Genomic DNA, 15,406 nt, shown 5'->3' with positions numbered 1-15,406 from the left:
GCATTGCGAGGTCGGACGATGGCCAACGCCACCACCGCTTCACCCGCCATGATCGCGAATCCCGCTTCGGAGCGCATCGCGCCGAAGCGGCTGTTCGCGTTCATCATCATGGTGTTCGGGATGTTCATGTCGATCTTGGACATCCAGATCGTCTCGGCCTCCCTCAGCGAGATCCAGGCGGGCCTGTCGGCGAGCTCCAGCGAAGTCTCCTGGGTCCAGACCGCCTATCTGATCGCCGAGGTCATCGCGATCCCGTTGTCGGGTTTCCTGTCGCGCGCCTTCGGCACGCGGCTGCTGTTCGCGATCTCCGCGGCCGGCTTCACCGCCTCGAGCCTGCTCTGTGGCTTCGCCACCACCATCGAGCAGATGATCCTCTGGCGCGCGCTTCAGGGATTCCTCGGCGCCGGCATGATCCCGACGGTGTTCGCCTCGGCCTACACCGTGTTCCCGCGCACGAAATTCCACATCGTCGGCCCCATCATCGGGCTGGTCGCGACGCTGGCGCCCACGATCGGGCCGACGGTCGGCGGCTACATCACGGACCTGATGTCGTGGCACTGGCTGTTCTTCATCAACGTCGTGCCCGGCATCGGCATTACCCTCGGCGTGCTGGCGCTGGTCGATTTCGACGAGCCGCATTTCGAGCTGCTCGACCGCTTCGACTGGTGGGGCCTGACGTTCATGGCCGGCTTCCTCGGCACGCTGGAATACGTGCTGGAAGAGGGGCCGCAATATGAATGGATGCAGGACACCTCGGTTGCGATCTGCGCCTGGATCTGCGCGATCTCGGCGATCGCCTTTTTCTGGCGCGTCTTCACGGCCGCCGAACCGATCGTCAATTTGCGCACGTTCTCCGACCGCAATTTCGCCGTGGGCTGCACGTTGCAGTTCTGCATCGGCATCGGGCTCTATGGCCTGACCTACATCTATCCGCGCTATCTCGCCGAGGTGCGCGGCTACAGCGCGCTGATGATCGGCGACACCATGTTCGTCTCCGGCATCACCATGTTCCTGGTGGCGCCGCTGGTCGGCCGGCTCATGGCGAAATTCGACATGCGCTACATGATCGCGTTCGGTCTCGTCGTGTTCGCACTCGGCTCCTACCAGATGACCTGGATCACGCGGGACTATGATTTCTATGAATTGCTGGTGCCGCAAATCCTGCGCGGCGTCGGCATGATGTTCGCGATGGTCCCGACCAACAACGTCGCACTCGGCACGCTGCCCCCCGACAAGGTGAAGAACGCGAGCGGCGTGTTCAATCTGATGCGCAATCTCGGCGGCGCGCTCGGCCTTGCCGTCATCAACACCGTGCTCAACGACCGCACCGACCTCCATATCACCCGCTTGCAGGAGCGCGTGACCTGGGGCAACGCCACCGCCACCGAAACCCTCAGCATGTTCATGCAGAAATTTCAGGGCCTTGGCGATTCAACGCTGATGGCGATGAAGCAGCTCTCCCAGCTGGTTCATCGTCAGGCTGTAGTGATGAGCTTTGGCGATGCGTTCTTTATCCTGGCGCTGTTCTATCTCTCTCTCAGCTTCCTGGTGGTGCTGCTGAAGAGGCCGCCGTCGCCGTTCGGTGCTGGTGGCGACGCGCACTAATTTGCAACACTCGTCCGTGATTTCGCGCGGGCCCCGTTGCAAATTGCAAACGGCGCATCTATAAAGCGCGCCTCATTCATTCGAACCGGGGAGAGATTTGCATGATTTCGTCGCATTCGCAGATCGTACGCCCGCGCTCGATGATGGCCTGGTTCGGGATGTACGCGGCCTGCTAGAGGCCTCTTCCGCCAGCTTCGATTGGACCCGGGTTTAGACCACGCGTTCCGATCGCTTCTCTTCCAAGTCAAAACCAACTTCAAGTGACGCCGTCTTGGCCCTCGCGGCCGATCTGCGTCCATCGATGGAGCCGGCCCGCCAAGCGGCCGGATGATGTCATGACCATTCCGTCAAAAAGGCCCGCGGCGATCCGTCTGGTGCTGCCCTTCGTGTTCCGGCACTGGCTGAAGCAGCCGGGACGGGGCCTGATCGTGGCCGGCGGCCTGCTGGGTGCCACCATCGCCGACCTGTTCATGCCGGTCTTCTCGGGCCGGCTGGTCGATGCGCTGACGCGCGGCCCGTCCGATCCCGATGCGCGCCATGCCGCGCTCATTGCCTTCGGCGCCATCGTGGCGCTCGGCGCGGCCTCCGTGGTGCTGCGGCTCACCGGCCTGCAGGCGATCGTGCCGTTCACGCTGAAGACCATGTCGGACGTCGCGCAGGAGGCTTTCATCCGTGTGCAGCGCTTCTCCACCGACTGGCACGCAAACTCCTTCGCGGGTTCGACCGTGCGCAAGATCACGCGCGGCATGTGGGCGCTCGACCTGCTCAACGACACCATCCTGATGGCGCTCGCGCCCTCGCTGCTGGTGTTGATCGGCTCGATGGTTCTGATCGGGATGCACTGGGCCTCGCTCGGCGTGGTGATCGCGGTAGGCGCGTTCTTCTACATCACCGTCACCGTCGTGTTCTCGACGCGCTATATCGCGCCGGCCGCGCGCATCTCCAACGCCTGGGACACCAAGGTCGGCGGCACGCTTGCGGATGCCCTGACCTGCAACGCGGTGGTGAAGTCGTTCGGCGCGGAGGCGCGCGAGGATTCGCGGCTTGCCCGTGTCATCAACCGATGGCGGGTGCGGGTGCGGCGGACCTGGCTGCGCTACAACTACACGGCCATGGCGCAGCTGTCGCTGCTGCTCTGCCTCCGCACGTCCGTGATCGGCGGCGCGGTGCTGTTGTGGATGTCGGGACGCGCCTCGCCCGGTGACGTGACTTATGTGCTGACCAGCTACTACATCATCCACGCCTATTTGCGTGATGTCGGCATGCACATCAACAACCTCCAGCGCTCGGTCAACGACATGGACGAGCTGGTGGCGATCCATGCCGAGCCGATCGGCATCGCCGATGCGGCCGATGCGCGGCCGATCGCGATCGAGGGCGGCGAGATCGTGTTCGACGACGTGACGTTCCACTATGGCGGCCATCGCGCGCCGCTCTATGACGGGCTGTCGGTGACGATCCGGGCCGGTGAACGGGTCGGCCTGGTCGGACGCTCCGGCTCCGGCAAGACCACCTTCGTCAAGCTGGTGCAGCGGCTCTACGACGTCACCGGCGGCCGGGTGCTGATTGACGGACAGGACATCGCATTGGCCACGCAGCAATCGCTGCGCAGCCAGATCGCGATCGTGCAGCAGGACCCGATCCTGTTCCACCGCTCGCTCGCCGAGAACATCGCTTATGGCCGGCCCGGAGCCAGCCTCGAAGCGATCGAGCACGCGGCGCGACTGGCCAATGCGCACGACTTCATCCTGCGCCTGCCGAAGGGTTATGGCACGCTGGTCGGCGAGCGCGGCGTGAAACTGTCGGGCGGCGAGCGGCAGCGCGTGGCGCTGGCGCGCGCCTTCCTGGCGGACGCGCCGGTGCTGATCCTGGACGAGGCGACATCGAGCCTCGATTCGGAATCCGAGGCGTTGATTCAGGAGGCGATGGAGCGGTTGATGAAGGGCCGCACCTCGATCGTGATCGCGCACCGGCTGTCGACGGTGCGCAGCCTCGATCGCATCCTGGTGTTCGATCGCGGCGAGATCGTCGAGCAGGGCACCCATGCCACGCTCGCGGGCAAGCCGGGAGGCATCTATCGCGGCCTGTTCGAGCGCCAGGTGGTCGAGCTCGGGCACGTCGCAGCGGCGGAGTGAGGCTGGACGGCTGCGGGACCAAAGTCCCGCAGCCGCCCAGCCAAGGAATCCGCCAAGGAATGCGTCAAGGATGGAATGAGATGAAAGACCTGACGAACGGCTCCATCGTGAGACACATCCTGGTCATGACGCCGCCGATCATGGCCGGCATGATCTCGATCATGATCTGCCAGCTGGTCGATCTGTATTTCGTGTCGGGCCTGGGCGATGCCGCCGTCGCGGGTGTCGCGGCGGCCGGCAATGCCGGCTTTCTCGTCAACGGGCTGATGCAGGTGCTCGGCGTCGGCACGGTCGCGCTGATCGCGCATGCCGTGGGACGCAAGGATCGGGCGGACGCCAATCTGATCTTCAACCAGGCGGTCGCGCTGTCGGTGCTGTTCGGCCTGTTGACGCTGGTCGCGGGAGCAGTGCTGTCGCGCGCCTACATGCGTTCGATCGCCGCGGACCAGGCCACGATCGAGGCGGGAACCATTTATCTGCTGTGGTTCATGCCGGCGCTCGCTCTGGAATTCGTCATGCAAGTGATTGCCTCCGCGCTCCGCGCGACCGGCATCGTGCGCCCCGCCATGTTGGTGCGGATCGTCGCGGTCGCCATCAACATCGCGCTGGCGCCGGTGCTGATCTCGGGCTGGGGCACCGGCTACGCGCTCGGCGTCGCCGGCGCGGGGCTGGCGAGTTCGATCGCGGTCGCCATCGGCGCTCTGATGCTGCTGGCGTATTTCCGCAAGGTCGAGCGCTATGTCGCCTTCAATCCAGCGCAATGGCGTCCGCAGCCGCACCATTTGAAACGCATTCTCAACGTCGGCCTGCCCGCCGGCGGCGAGTTCGCGATGATGTTCATCTTCATGGCGGTGGTCTACTATGTGCTGCGTGATTTCGGCGCGGCGGCACAGGCCGGCTTCGGCATCGGGCAGCGCGTGCTCGGCCTGATCAACATGCCGGCGCTTGCGGTCGGGCTGGCAGCCGGGCCGATCGCCGGCCAGAATGTCGGCGCAGGCAACGCTTCGCGCGTGCGGGAAACTATCGTCAAGGCCGCTTTGATCGTCACGATCGTGATGACCGGCTTCATGATCCTGGCGCAGTTGAAGCCGGAACTGCTGCTCGCCGGGTTCTCGAACGACCGCGAGACGATGGACATCGCCTACCTGTTTCTGCGGATCATCTCGCTCAACATGGTGGCGCAGGGGCTGATCTTCACCTGCTCGAGCATGTTCCAGGCCCTCGGCAACACCAGGCCGGTGCTCTTGAGCTCGGCGACGCGGGTGTTCACCTACTCGCTGCCGGCGATCTGGCTCTCGACGCGGCCGGGCTTTCGCATGGAATACGTCTGGTACCTGTCGGTCGCGGCGACAATGTTGCAGGCGGGCTTGAGCCTGTGGTTGCTGCACCGCGAGTTCGGGAAGCGCCTGACTTCGGCGCCGAAAGAGAAGGCCCCAGAGCAGGAGAGCGCCGAACCCGTTGCGCCTCTCGCCCGCGAGCCTGCGTAACGGCAGCTTGTTCCATCCTGCCTGCTCCGGCTAACTTGCCGGGCGGTGGGGATGGTGGGCTGCAGAAGGGCCAATGACCAGAGCGACGAACGAGCCGCAGGCGGCGTCATGGCTCTCCATGATCTGGGCGACGCGCTATCGCACGCCGGCCCGCTTCGTCGCGCTGATCGCGCTGCTGCTGCCGTGGACCACGACCGGGCTGATTTTCGCGCTCATCCCCTGGCTGATCGCCTTCGCGTTCCTCGATCTGCGCGCATTTCCACGCTCGCTGCTTCGCCCGGTCTGCGTGCTGCCGATCGCGCTGGTCATGCTCGCCGCCGTCGGCACGCTCTGGTCGGATGCGCCATGGCCGGAACGGATCCATGCGATCGCGCCGGCGACGAAGCTGCTGGTCATTCCGCTCCTGATCTACCAGTTCGAGCGCTGGCCGTACGGCCATTGGGTGTTTTTCGCCTTCCTCGCGTCCTGCGCGGCGCTGATGCTCTATTCCTTCGCCGTCGCCATCGACCCGGCACTCTCGCTGAAGCTCTATCTGTCGCGCGGGCCCTACAAGGTCGAAAGCGGGATCGCGGTACGCAACTATATCGACCAGAGCCAGGAATTCGCGCTCTGTGCGCTCGCGCTGATCTATCCGGCGTGTCCCTGCTGCGACAACGCCGCGTCGGCATCGCCGCACTGCTTGCGGCACTTGCGATCGGGTTCCTGGCCAACATGATCTTCGTCGTGGTGTCGCGCACGGCGCTGGTGACGCTGCCGATCCTGGTGGTGGTGTTCGCGCTCCTGCATCTGCGCCGGCGCGCGGCGCTGCTCGCGGCAGGCGCGATGGCGCTGGCGGCCGTGCTGCTCTTTGGCGTGTCTCCGCATCTGCGTACGACGGTTGCGAAATTTCAGGCCGATTATGAGGCGAGCGTGCAGGATGGTCAGGTCAGCGGCATGGGCTCACGGCTGGAATATTGGCGAAAGTCGCTGGGCTTCATCGCCGATGCACCGCTGGTCGGTCACGGCACCGGCGCGATCCGCAGCCTGTTCGCAAACGCGGCCGCCGATGCTCGCGACGAGCCGCTGCGCGGCGAGATCGTCGGCAATCCGCACAATCAGACGCTGAGCGTGGCCGTGCAGTGGGGCGTCGTCGGTGTCCTGATCGTCTACGCGCTGTGGTTTGCGCATTTGTCGATGTTTCGCGGCGAGGGGCCGGCCTGCTGGATCGGGCTGCTGGTCGTTGTGCAGAACATGCTGACCTCGGCTCTCAACACTCATCTGTTCGATTTTGTCCCGGGCTGGATCTACGTGCTCGGGGTCGGCGTGGCCGGAGGCATGGCGCTCGCCGCGAAGGAGACGCGGGCCTAACTCACCGATCCGGCCAATTGCTTTCGGAAAATGAAGCTGTTGCAGTAGTCCTTGCGTTTCCAGAACCAGTCGCCGTCCTGCCGCTGATGTTTGGACGCGTCGAATTGCGAAATGGGAAGCACCCGGTGTTGGCACACGAAGTGCCCCTCGTATCCGAGGCGTTCGAGAAATGCGACGACGTCGCCGACATGACCGGATGCAAGGTGGCGGTTCTCACATTCGAAGACCAGCATCGGCCCGTCGTTGCGCAGGATCCGTTCGGCCCCCTTGAACACGGCAAGTTCGGCGCCTTCGACGTCGATCTTGAGCAGGGCGATCCGCTCGGTCGGCTTGAAGTAGTCGTCCAGCGCGATTGCCGGCACGGTAAGTATTGACACGTGCTCGGCCTTTGCGTCGCCGTGGCAGAGCGAGGCGCCGGGCTGATGGCCCTCCGGCACGTAGAGATCCTGCGGGCCGGAATGCGAATAGACGGCCTTGGCTTCGACAGTCACGTTCGCAAGTCCGATGACGTCGCAGATGCCGGTGAGGGCCTGTGCCAGTTCGGGCTGCGGTTCGAACGCGACGACCCTTCCGTCGTGGACCCACCACGACAGCCAATAGATGAAGCTGCCCTTGTTGGCGCCGATGTCGCAGGCGACATCGCCTGGTTTGAGGTGCCGCCAAATGGCATTGAGCTCGGTCCGCTCGTTGCGCAGCAGCGCCTTCAGCGCACGAACCCGAAATCTGATGCTGGCGGCCGCAAGCCAGGCGCGAAAAATGGCCAATGGGTCAAAATATCCTCTGGCAGACGTCAATGAATTTCAGGCGATGCCAAACCGTAACCCGCAACGGGGCTCGCTGCAACCAGTCGTTGCCATGCCAACGGCGTTCGATGGCGCGCCGCGATCAGATCGCGCCGATGCTGTTCCAGACCAGGGTGAGACCGGAGACGAACAGCAGGCCGAGCACGACGTCGCCAAAATGCTTGTCGTTCAGCGCGTGATAAACGCGCGCGCCGGCCCAGGCGCCGATCAGCGTGCCCGGAAAGGCCACGGCTGCGAGCCAGATCACCTTGAGCTCCACGATGCCGGACACGGTCTGCATCACCAGTGCTGCCGCGAGCACGGTGAAATTGAACAGCTGGAAGATGCCGCGCCGCTCATGCTTGTTCCAGCCGCGGATGTTGGCCCACAGAATCGGAAGCGGCCCGGACAATCCGGCGAGGCCGCCGAGAACACCGCCGGCAAAGCCGATCGCACAATCGGCGAGGCGGCCGCCGAACTTGATCGCGAGCGGCCTCTTGTTCAGATAGAGCGCGCTCGAGAAGACCAGAATTAAAATGCCGACGCTCAGCTTGAACACTTTTGGATCGGCCGAGGCGATCAGCATGGTGCCGAGCGGCACGCCGATCAGTCCCCCGATCAGGAACGGCCACACCAGCGACAGGTCGAAGCTCTTCCACATCGACGGCAGCGTTGAAGTCTGCGCGATCACCGAGCAGATCAGCACCAACGGCACGGCGAGCGAGGGCGGCAGCACGTAGAGCCAGATCCCGAGCGCCATCAGCGCCGTGCCGAAACCGGCGAGGCCTGAGACGAAGCCCCCGGCCAGCGCGCCGAATAGCAGCAGCGCGTAAGTGAGTGTTCCCAACCCGGTTGTCCTTGTCGCAATGGGCGATCCCGAACGGTTGATCGCCACTGCCCGCATAGCACGGCTTCGCCCGTGGAGGTCAATTTCAAAACCGCACGCAAGCGTGATCTCTGAGATCAGTCAGGGACGGGCGTTCGCGGAAGGCGCGCCTACATGATGGCCGTACTTCAATCCGGGGGCACGCCAACGCCATTTGATGCGCTCGCTTGTCCGGAACCAGAGGACGGAGAAAGACGATGACCCCTACGAAGATTGCCGTTGCGGCCGTGCTGCTGTCGGCGGCTTGCTTGATGCCGACCATGGCGCAGGCGCAGTTTTCCGAGCCTGCGGCCTATCAGGCCGCCCATCCCGATCGCGACGTGCTCAATGGTGGCCAGCTCACGCCGGCAGGCAGGGCGGCCCGCGGTGAGACGGTGGCGCCGAGCGAGGCCTATGCGGCCTATCCATCAGGTGTGACGCCCGTCGTTCGCCCGCGTCATCGCCGTCATCATTAGGGCTTGCTAGACGATTTGCCTGGTGTCGGCGGGCATGTGCAGCGCGCCGACCAGGATGCGCAGCGCTTCTGTCAATTCGGCCCTGTTGCGCGCGGCACCAAGTGAGACGCGTGCCGCGTTCGGCGGTGTTCCATCGACGGTGAAGGCATCGGCGGCGACGACCGCGAGGCCATTGCGCAAGAGATAGCCGGCGACGTCGGACCGGTTCTCAGGCAGTCGCAGCCAGAGATGATGCGCGGCGGGTTTTGCCAGAAACTGAAATCCCTTCAGGGCGCGCTGGGCGAGTTGCTGGCGGCCGACGGCCTCATTGCGGATGGCCGTGATGATGCGATCGGCAATGCCGGTCTCGATCCAGTGAGTCACCAGCGCGACCATCAACGGCGCCGGCATCTGCACGGTGGCCTGCAGGCAGGTCCGCATGTCCTGCTGCGCGGCGTTGTCGGGCGTCACGAGATAGGCAACGCGCAGCGCAGGTGCGATGCATTTTGACAGCGTGGTTGCGAGATACGTCCGCTCCGGAATGAGATTAGCGATTGGCGAGGCCGCACGGTCGAGCAGGCCGTAGGCGTCATCCTCGATCAGCACCGTGTCGGCATCGCGGACGATCTTTGCAATTGCGCTGCGCCGCTCGGCCGACAGCGTCGAAGTGGTCGGATTGTGCAGCGTCGGAATGAGATAGACGGCCTTCGGATTGTGCGTGCGGCAGGCTTTCGCAAGCGCATCGGGCAGGATGCCGCCGTCGTCCATGGCGACGCTCACGAGCCTGACGCCGAGCTGTGCAGCCGCGGCCTTGATGCCGGGGAAGGTGAGGGCTTCGGTCAGCACGACGTCGCCGGGCCATGCAAGGTGCGCGAGCAGGTTGAACAGGATGGTCTGCGTGCCGGGAAAGATCACGAGTCTGTCGGCATGCGCGTGCGGCACGCGAGCGCGCAGCCAGCGCGCCGCGACCTCGCGCTCGTGGGCACTGCCGCCGGGCGGCTGATAATTCAGGAAGGCGGTCAGGCCCGATTGCGCGCGCAGGGCCTCCATGCCGGCGATGATGCGTTCGTCGAGCTGCGCCTCCAGCGGATGCGGCGGCACGTTCATCGAAAGGTCGATCGCGACCGGATGCGGCAGGTCGACCGCGCGGCGCGCGCTGGTCTCCGACACGAACGAGCCCTGACCGACGCGCGCCTCCATGATGCCGCGTCGCCGCGCCTCGGTGTAGGCGCGCGTCACCGTGGTGAGGTCGATGCCGAGCGCCTTTGCCAGCGCGCGCTGCGTCGGCAACTGTTGGCCGCGCACCAGCCGGCCGGCGGCGATGTCAGCTTCCATGGCCTCGACGATGCGCTGGTAGCGCGGACCTGATAGCTCCGAGATTGTCGGGGTCCAATCCATGCAATTTAGGCCCATATCCTTTGAATGTATGGATACAAGATATTATTGTATGGATCAGCGAAAAGGAAGAGGTGCTGTCATGGCAACCGGTTTGGTCTCTCTCTCGAAGGCGATGTGGCGCGGCTTTTTGGGCAAGTGCCCGAACTGCGGCGAGGGACATGTGTTCGGCCGTTTCTTGAAAGTGGCCGACAGCTGCGATCATTGCGGTGAGGAACTGTTCCACCAGCGCGCCGATGATTTCCCGGCCTATCTCGTGATGGTCGTGGTCGGCCATCTCGTGGTGCCGGCCATCCTCGCGGTCGAGACGGCCTATGCGCCGGCGATCTGGCTGCAGCTGGCGGTGTGGCTGCCGGTGACGTTGTTTGCGTCGCTCGCGCTGCTGCAACCGACCAAGGGTGCCATCGTCGGGCTGCAATGGCAGATCGGCATGCACGGCTTCGAGGCGAGCAAGCAGCGGCGCGAAGCCGGTCAGTTTGCACCGGTCTTCGTGAAGGTGGACACGCGCGCGGCCTGATAGTTAGCCGTCATTCCAGGGCTCGCAAAGCGAGAGCCCGGAATCCATTCCTCAACCGTGGATTCTCAGATGCGCAATTGCGCATCCTAGCTGGTGCTGCGCACGCCCCGGAATGGCACCTGTGAAATGGTGAGGGGTCCGATGCGCTAGCACCGAACCCCTCGTTGCAAGATATCAGCCGGCCTGTAAGCCGGGTTCTGTAAGGCACCGTCCGCTTGCGCGAACGATACGTGACGGCCATTCCTCTGGGACCATGTTTGCACATGGCCTCGAGCAACCTACCCGGACGGCGGGCCTGACATCGCCCCGCGGCGTTATCGCTTGCGCGATCGGCCCGCATTTGCCGTCCCTATTCGGTTTTGCTCCCGGTGGGGTTTGCCATGCCGGCTCCGTTGCCGGACCCGCGGTGCGCCCTTACCGCACCTTTTCACCCTTACTCTGCGAAGCCCGAAGGCGAAGCAGAGCGGTTCGTTCTCTGTGGCACTTTCCCTGGGGTCACCCCCGCCGGACGTTATCCGGCACCGTATGTCAAGGGAGCCCGGACTTTCCTCCCCGGCGGCCTTTCGGCACCTGCCGGAGCGGCCGTCCGGCCGACTGACCGACCACGCATGAGGCATTTGTGACGGTTTCGTCAAGCCGATATCGCGATCCACGATCCGTCCGAAATAAATTATCCTGAGGATGTCGTTTGCTGCGGGCCCCGCTCGACTGGATGTCGGCGACACAGCCGAGCAACAGGAGTGAAGCGATGCAATATCTGCTGATGATCTACCAGAACGAGGTCGAATACGCGAAGAACGACGCCGCCACGGCCCAGAAGCTGATGGCCGAATACCAGACCTTCACGCAAGGCATCATCCAGAGCGGCAATTTCAAGGCCGGCGATCGGCTGCGGCCGACCACGACCGCGACGACGGTACGCGTGCGCGACGGCAAGACGCTGACGACCGACGGACCGTTTGCGGAGACCCGCGAGCAGCTCGGTGGCTACTATCTGATCGAGGCCAAGGATCTCAACGCTGCGATCGAGATCGCAGCCCGAATTCCGAGCGCTCGGGTCGGGTCGATCGAGGTGCGGCCGATCTGGGTCTACGACAAGTGACGGCTGGCACGCGCATCGACGCATGACCCCTTCCGAGATCGACAAGATCTTCCGCGACGAGGCGGGGCGGGCGCTGGCCACGCTGATCCGCCTCGTCGGCGATTTCGATCTGGCCGAGGACGCGCTTCAGGATGCCTTTGCCATCGCGCTGCAGCGCTGGGCGGCGTGCGAGGTTCCCGACAATCCGCGCGCCTGGCTGGTCAATGTCGCCAGGAACAAGGCGATCGATCGCGTCAGGCGCCAGGCCGTCTTCCGCGGCAAGCAGCAGGCGCTCCTGCACGAAATCGAGCTCAACGCGCAAGCGGTCGACGAGCCGGCGGCAATGCTCGACGACGACATGCTGCGGCTGATCTTCACCTGTTGCCATCCGGCCTTCGCGCCCGAAGTCCAGGTTGCGCTGACGCTGCGCACCGTCTGCGGGCTCTCGACCGCACAGGTCGCGCGTGCCTTCCTCGTCGGTGAGGAGGCGATGGCGCAACGGCTCGTCCGCGCCAAGCAGAAGATCAGGCTCGCCGGCATTCCCTACGAGGTGCCGGAGCGCGGGGCGCTGGCGTCACGGCTCGAAGGCGTGCTCGCCGTGATCTATCTGGTTTTCACCGAAGGCTATGTCGCAACCTCGGGCGCGGATCTGATGCGGCCCGATCTCGCGGTCGAGGCGATCCGGCTCGGCCGGTTGCTCGACCGCCTGATGCCCGATCGCGCCGCGATCAAGGGCCTGCTGGCGTTGATGCTGCTGCACGATGCGCGCCGTGCCGGCCGCGCGACGGCGGCCGGCGACATCGTGCTGCTGGAGGAGCAGGACCGCTCGCTCTGGGATCGCGCGCAGATCGAGGACGGCCTGCGGCTGGTCGACGACGCGCTGCGGCTGCCCGGCCGGCCGCAAGCCTATGCGGTGCAGGCCGCGATCGCCGCGCTGCATGCGCGCGCGCCGGACTACGCACAAACCGATTGGCCGCAGATTGCCGGTCTCTACGAAGTGCTGTTGCGGATCAATCCCTCGCCGGTGATCGAGCTCAACCACGCCGCGGCGATCTCGATGGTCGACGGGCCGGCGCGCGCGCTCGATCTCGTCGATGCCACCGCCGCGCGCGGCGGGCTCGATGGCTACGAGCTTTTGCCCGCGGTGCGCGCGGATCTATTGCGGCGGCTCGGCCGCAACGACGATGCGCGCGAGGCCTATCGCGCGGCGACGGAGGCGACGCAGCTCGAGCCGTTGCGGCGGCTCTATGCGCGAAGGATGCGGGAAATGGGGTAGGGCGCTCGTGCCCCGGACGCAGCGCAGCGCTTCTTCAGCCTTGCGCTGCAGAGCCGGGGCCCATGTTATCGCCGCGGATCGTGTTGCCGACTGGGTCCCGGCTCGCGCTTCGCGCGTCCGGGACACGAGAGTGGCGCAAGCCTTGCCGTCACTTCGACGCGACGGCCTTGTCCTCTGCGGGCAAGCTCGCCAGCAGCGCCTGCAATGTCGACAGCGTCGAATGGTCCGCGACACCGTCCAGCCGTGCCGGCCGGAAATGGCGCTGGAAGGCGGTGACGACTTCCATCGTCGCGGCGTCGTATTTGCCTGATAGCGGCACGCCGTAGCCGTATCTGGCGAGCGCCTGCTGCAGGCTCAGCACCTCGTCGCTGATGGTGCCGAGCATCAGGGTCTCGCCGCGCACGATCGGGGCCGGCGTCACCCAGTGACCGACGCCGGAATTGGCCAGCGAGTGCCACGGAAACTTTTCGCCGGGGTCCTTCTTGCGCGCGGGCGCGACGTCGGAATGGCCGAGCACCCGGTGGGCCGGCACCTTGCGGCGAAGCATGATGCCGCGGCACAGCGCGATCACGGCGGCGATCTGGCGCAGCGGATACTCCGGATAGCCCCAGTCATGGCCGCGATTGATGATCTCGACGCCGATCGAGCAGGAGTTGATGTCGTCCTCGCCGGCCCATGACGAGACGCCAGCGTGCCAGGCGCGCCTGGCTTCCGACACGCATTGCACGATGCGGCCGTCCTCCAGCACGACGTAATGCGCCGAGACTTCGGTCCCTGCCGTGCACAGCCGCGCCAGCGCGCCCTCGACATCGGGCATGCCGGTGTAGTGCAGCACGATCATATCGGGCTGCCGCGCCTTGTTGCGCTCCCCATAGTTCGGCGAGGGGATGATGTCGGACACGATCGAGGAATCCGGCTCGAACGCCCTCATGCTCGCCGCGGCCTTGGGAACCGGGAGAACGCGTTGACGCTTCGAATCGGAACCAGACGGTGTGGACGAACCGGACGGCGGCATAGACAAACCAAGGTGGGACGGAGAGTGGGCCAAGCCCTTCTCTTTACTATTCCTTTACCCTCCAATGTGCGCAATCGCACGGCGCGGTTAACGGATGCATTTTGGCGCAACTGTGTGGATGAAGCATCACCGCCTCATCACCTTTTCGACTTGTCGTCAGCCGAGCAACGCTTTCTTAACGCTAAGGGTCGTTACTGAGGGATGAAGAGCCGACCCGCGTCCGGAGGCGGCCAAAGCGTATTTTGGCTCGAAATCCCATGGCTGCCCGACAAATTCCGCTCGGAACACTCGGTTTGCGGCCCAGGGTGATCGGGCCCGGTAACCATGCTGGACTGGGGCGTTGTCGTGGAACCGCCGCGACGCGGATTGATTCGAGGCGTTATGGGCTTGTTCGTCCCCGATCTCGCTTGGACGTCAGGGACCGCCGGCAGGCTTTGGGTCACAAGGCTTGGCGCATGAGCTCGGCTCCGCACATCCCCGTTCTCGGCCGCGAGGCTCTCGATCATCTCGCCCCTCATGCGGACGGGATCTATGTCGATGCCACCTTCGGCGCCGGCGGCTACAGCCGCGCCATTCTCGACGTGCCGGGAACCCGGCTTATCGCCATTGACCGCGACCGTACCGCAATCGCTGCAGGTGCCGAACTGGTCGAACGCTCCGCGGGCCGGCTGACGCTGGTCGAGGACCGATTCTCCAATCTTGCCGAGGTCTGCGCCGCGCAAGGCGTGGATGCCGTGGACGGCGTCGTGATGGATGTCGGGGTGTCCTCGATGCAGCTCGACCAGGCCGGCCGCGGTTTCTCGTTCCGCCTCGACGGCCCGCTCGACATGCGGATGGGGCAGGCGGGGCCGACCGCCGCCGACGTGATCGCGCGTGCCTCCGAAGGCGATCTTGCCGACGTCATCTACCAACTCGGCGAGGAACGGCAGTCGCGCCGCATCGCGCGTGCCATCGTGGCCGACCGGCAGGAGACGCCGTTCACGACCACGCGTGCGCTCGCTGATCTCATCGGCAGGATCGTGCGCTCCAAGCCGGGCGACATCCATCCGGCAACGCGCACGTTCCAGGCCCTGCGCATTCTCGTCAACGAAGAGCTCGAGGAACTTCAGGCCGCGCTCGCTGCGGCCGAGCGCGTGCTCAAGCCCGGCGGCCGCCTCGTCGTGGTCTCGTTCCATTCGCTGGAAGACCGCATCGTCAAGAATTTCCTCTCCGAGCGTTCCAAGACCGGCGGCGGCTCGCGGCATCTGCCGGAGGTGGCTCAAGTTCCGCCGAGCTTCCAGCTTCTGACGCGGCGTCCGGTGGTCGCCGGCGACGACGAGGTCGCGCATAACCCGCGTGCGCGCTCCGCAAAGCTTCGCGCGGCCGAGCGCACCTCTGCGCCCGCGCATGACGATGGCGAACCGTCGTCATGGCCGGGACTCTCCGACGTGATGAGGGGAGGCTAGC

The 15,406-nt window shown here is 65.1% G+C and carries 12 protein-coding genes, 1 other RNA gene and 1 pseudogene; 9 read left to right on the top strand and 5 right to left on the bottom strand.

The genetic code is table 11. The annotated features are described in order from the left end of the window. Positions 1 to 18 precede the first annotated feature (18 nt). From CIT40_RS26735 to CIT40_RS26720, 4 genes and pseudogenes are all read left to right on the top strand, one after another. On the top strand, positions 19 to 1,605 hold the full coding sequence (locus CIT40_RS26735; protein WP_094893864.1) for a DHA2 family efflux MFS transporter permease subunit: 1,587 nt from the start codon (positions 19 to 21) through the stop codon (positions 1,603 to 1,605). A 335-nt stretch (positions 1,606 to 1,940) separates the two neighbouring features. Further along, a complete protein-coding gene (locus CIT40_RS26730) occupies positions 1,941 to 3,740 on the top strand; it encodes an ABC transporter ATP-binding protein (RefSeq protein WP_094893865.1) in 1,800 nt (599 codons plus the stop codon). Positions 3,741 to 3,820: 80 nt separating this feature from the next. Beyond that, positions 3,821 to 5,227 carry an MATE family efflux transporter gene (locus tag CIT40_RS26725; protein ID WP_162307691.1) on the top strand — a complete coding sequence of 469 codons (1,407 nt, stop codon included), beginning with the start codon at positions 3,821 to 3,823 and terminating at the stop codon, positions 5,225 to 5,227. A 73-nt stretch (positions 5,228 to 5,300) separates the two neighbouring features. Then, positions 5,301 to 6,574 (top strand): annotated as a pseudogene (locus CIT40_RS26720) (O-antigen ligase family protein). Here the strand turns inward: CIT40_RS26720 and CIT40_RS26715 are convergent. Both CIT40_RS26715 and CIT40_RS26710 read right to left on the bottom strand, forming a co-directional pair. Further along, the gene (locus CIT40_RS26715) at positions 6,571 to 7,338 is read right to left on the bottom strand and encodes an FkbM family methyltransferase (RefSeq protein WP_244611856.1); all 768 of its coding nucleotides are present in this window, start codon (positions 7,336 to 7,338) and stop codon (positions 6,571 to 6,573) included. The pseudogene CIT40_RS26720 and the gene CIT40_RS26715 overlap by 4 nt on opposite strands. A 121-nt stretch (positions 7,339 to 7,459) precedes the next feature. Next, the gene (locus tag CIT40_RS26710; RefSeq protein WP_094893867.1) at positions 7,460 to 8,203 is read right to left on the bottom strand and encodes a sulfite exporter TauE/SafE family protein; all 744 of its coding nucleotides are present in this window, start codon (positions 8,201 to 8,203) and stop codon (positions 7,460 to 7,462) included. 236 nt (positions 8,204 to 8,439) lie between these two features. On the opposite strand from CIT40_RS26710, the gene CIT40_RS26705 reads away from it, so the two are divergent. Next, positions 8,440 to 8,697, top strand: a complete 258-nt coding sequence (locus CIT40_RS26705) for a hypothetical protein (protein ID WP_094893868.1) — start codon at positions 8,440 to 8,442, stop codon at positions 8,695 to 8,697. Between the two features lie 6 nt (positions 8,698 to 8,703). Here the strand turns inward: CIT40_RS26705 and CIT40_RS26700 are convergent, their stop codons facing one another. Continuing rightward, positions 8,704 to 10,074: an aminotransferase-like domain-containing protein gene (locus CIT40_RS26700; RefSeq protein ID WP_162307690.1), complete on the bottom strand. Its 1,371-nt coding sequence runs from the start codon at positions 10,072 to 10,074 to the stop codon at positions 8,704 to 8,706. A gap of 79 nt (positions 10,075 to 10,153) precedes the next feature. Here CIT40_RS26700 and CIT40_RS26695 point away from each other — a divergent pair, with 79 nt between their 5' ends. Beyond that, positions 10,154 to 10,588 (top strand): DUF983 domain-containing protein, encoded by a 435-nt coding sequence (locus CIT40_RS26695; RefSeq protein WP_244611855.1) that lies wholly within the window; start codon positions 10,154 to 10,156, stop codon positions 10,586 to 10,588. A gap of 170 nt (positions 10,589 to 10,758) precedes the next feature. Here CIT40_RS26695 and rnpB read toward each other — a convergent pair. Continuing rightward, positions 10,759 to 11,186: RNase P RNA component class A (gene rnpB / locus CIT40_RS26690), an RNA gene on the bottom strand. Positions 11,187 to 11,336: 150 nt separating this feature from the next. Here rnpB and CIT40_RS26685 point away from each other — a divergent pair. Next, positions 11,337 to 11,690, top strand: a complete 354-nt coding sequence (locus CIT40_RS26685) for a YciI family protein (RefSeq protein WP_094894022.1) — start codon at positions 11,337 to 11,339, stop codon at positions 11,688 to 11,690. Positions 11,691 to 11,712: 22 nt separating this feature from the next. Further along, positions 11,713 to 12,945 carry an RNA polymerase sigma factor gene (locus CIT40_RS26680; protein ID WP_094893871.1) on the top strand — a complete coding sequence of 411 codons (1,233 nt, stop codon included), beginning with the start codon at positions 11,713 to 11,715 and terminating at the stop codon, positions 12,943 to 12,945. 148 nt (positions 12,946 to 13,093) lie between these two features. Here CIT40_RS26680 and CIT40_RS26675 read toward each other — a convergent pair whose 3' ends face one another. Continuing rightward, positions 13,094 to 13,876, bottom strand: a complete 783-nt coding sequence (locus CIT40_RS26675) for an N-acetylmuramoyl-L-alanine amidase (RefSeq protein WP_094893872.1) — start codon at positions 13,874 to 13,876, stop codon at positions 13,094 to 13,096. Positions 13,877 to 14,415: 539 nt separating this feature from the next. Between CIT40_RS26675 and rsmH the strand changes: the two genes are divergently transcribed. Then, on the top strand, positions 14,416 to 15,405 hold the full coding sequence (gene rsmH / locus CIT40_RS26670) for a 16S rRNA (cytosine(1402)-N(4))-methyltransferase RsmH (RefSeq protein WP_162307688.1): 990 nt from the start codon (positions 14,416 to 14,418) through the stop codon (positions 15,403 to 15,405). Position 15,406: the final 1 nt, after the last annotated feature.

Source organism: Bradyrhizobium amphicarpaeae, assembly GCF_002266435.3.
GTDB lineage: Bacteria > Pseudomonadota > Alphaproteobacteria > Rhizobiales > Xanthobacteraceae > Bradyrhizobium > Bradyrhizobium amphicarpaeae.
Note: the sequence above shows the minus strand (reverse complement) of the source record. Positions and strands in the feature narration are given on the sequence as shown.

Coding starts and splice junctions, on each gene's coding strand:
- CIT40_RS26735 (WP_094893864.1), top strand. CDS start 19: ATGGCCAACGCCACCACCGCTTCACCCGCCATGATCGCGAATCCCGCT.
- CIT40_RS26730 (WP_094893865.1), top strand. CDS start 1,941: ATGACCATTCCGTCAAAAAGGCCCGCGGCGATCCGTCTGGTGCTGCCC.
- CIT40_RS26725 (WP_162307691.1), top strand. CDS start 3,821: ATGAAAGACCTGACGAACGGCTCCATCGTGAGACACATCCTGGTCATG.
- CIT40_RS26705 (WP_094893868.1), top strand. CDS start 8,440: ATGACCCCTACGAAGATTGCCGTTGCGGCCGTGCTGCTGTCGGCGGCT.
- CIT40_RS26700 (WP_162307690.1), bottom strand. CDS start 10,074: ATGGATTGGACCCCGACAATCTCGGAGCTATCAGGTCCGCGCTACCAG.
- CIT40_RS26695 (WP_244611855.1), top strand. CDS start 10,154: ATGGCAACCGGTTTGGTCTCTCTCTCGAAGGCGATGTGGCGCGGCTTT.
- CIT40_RS26685 (WP_094894022.1), top strand. CDS start 11,337: ATGCAATATCTGCTGATGATCTACCAGAACGAGGTCGAATACGCGAAG.
- CIT40_RS26680 (WP_094893871.1), top strand. CDS start 11,713: ATGACCCCTTCCGAGATCGACAAGATCTTCCGCGACGAGGCGGGGCGG.
- CIT40_RS26675 (WP_094893872.1), bottom strand. CDS start 13,876: ATGAGGGCGTTCGAGCCGGATTCCTCGATCGTGTCCGACATCATCCCC.
- rsmH (WP_162307688.1), top strand. CDS start 14,416: ATGAGCTCGGCTCCGCACATCCCCGTTCTCGGCCGCGAGGCTCTCGAT.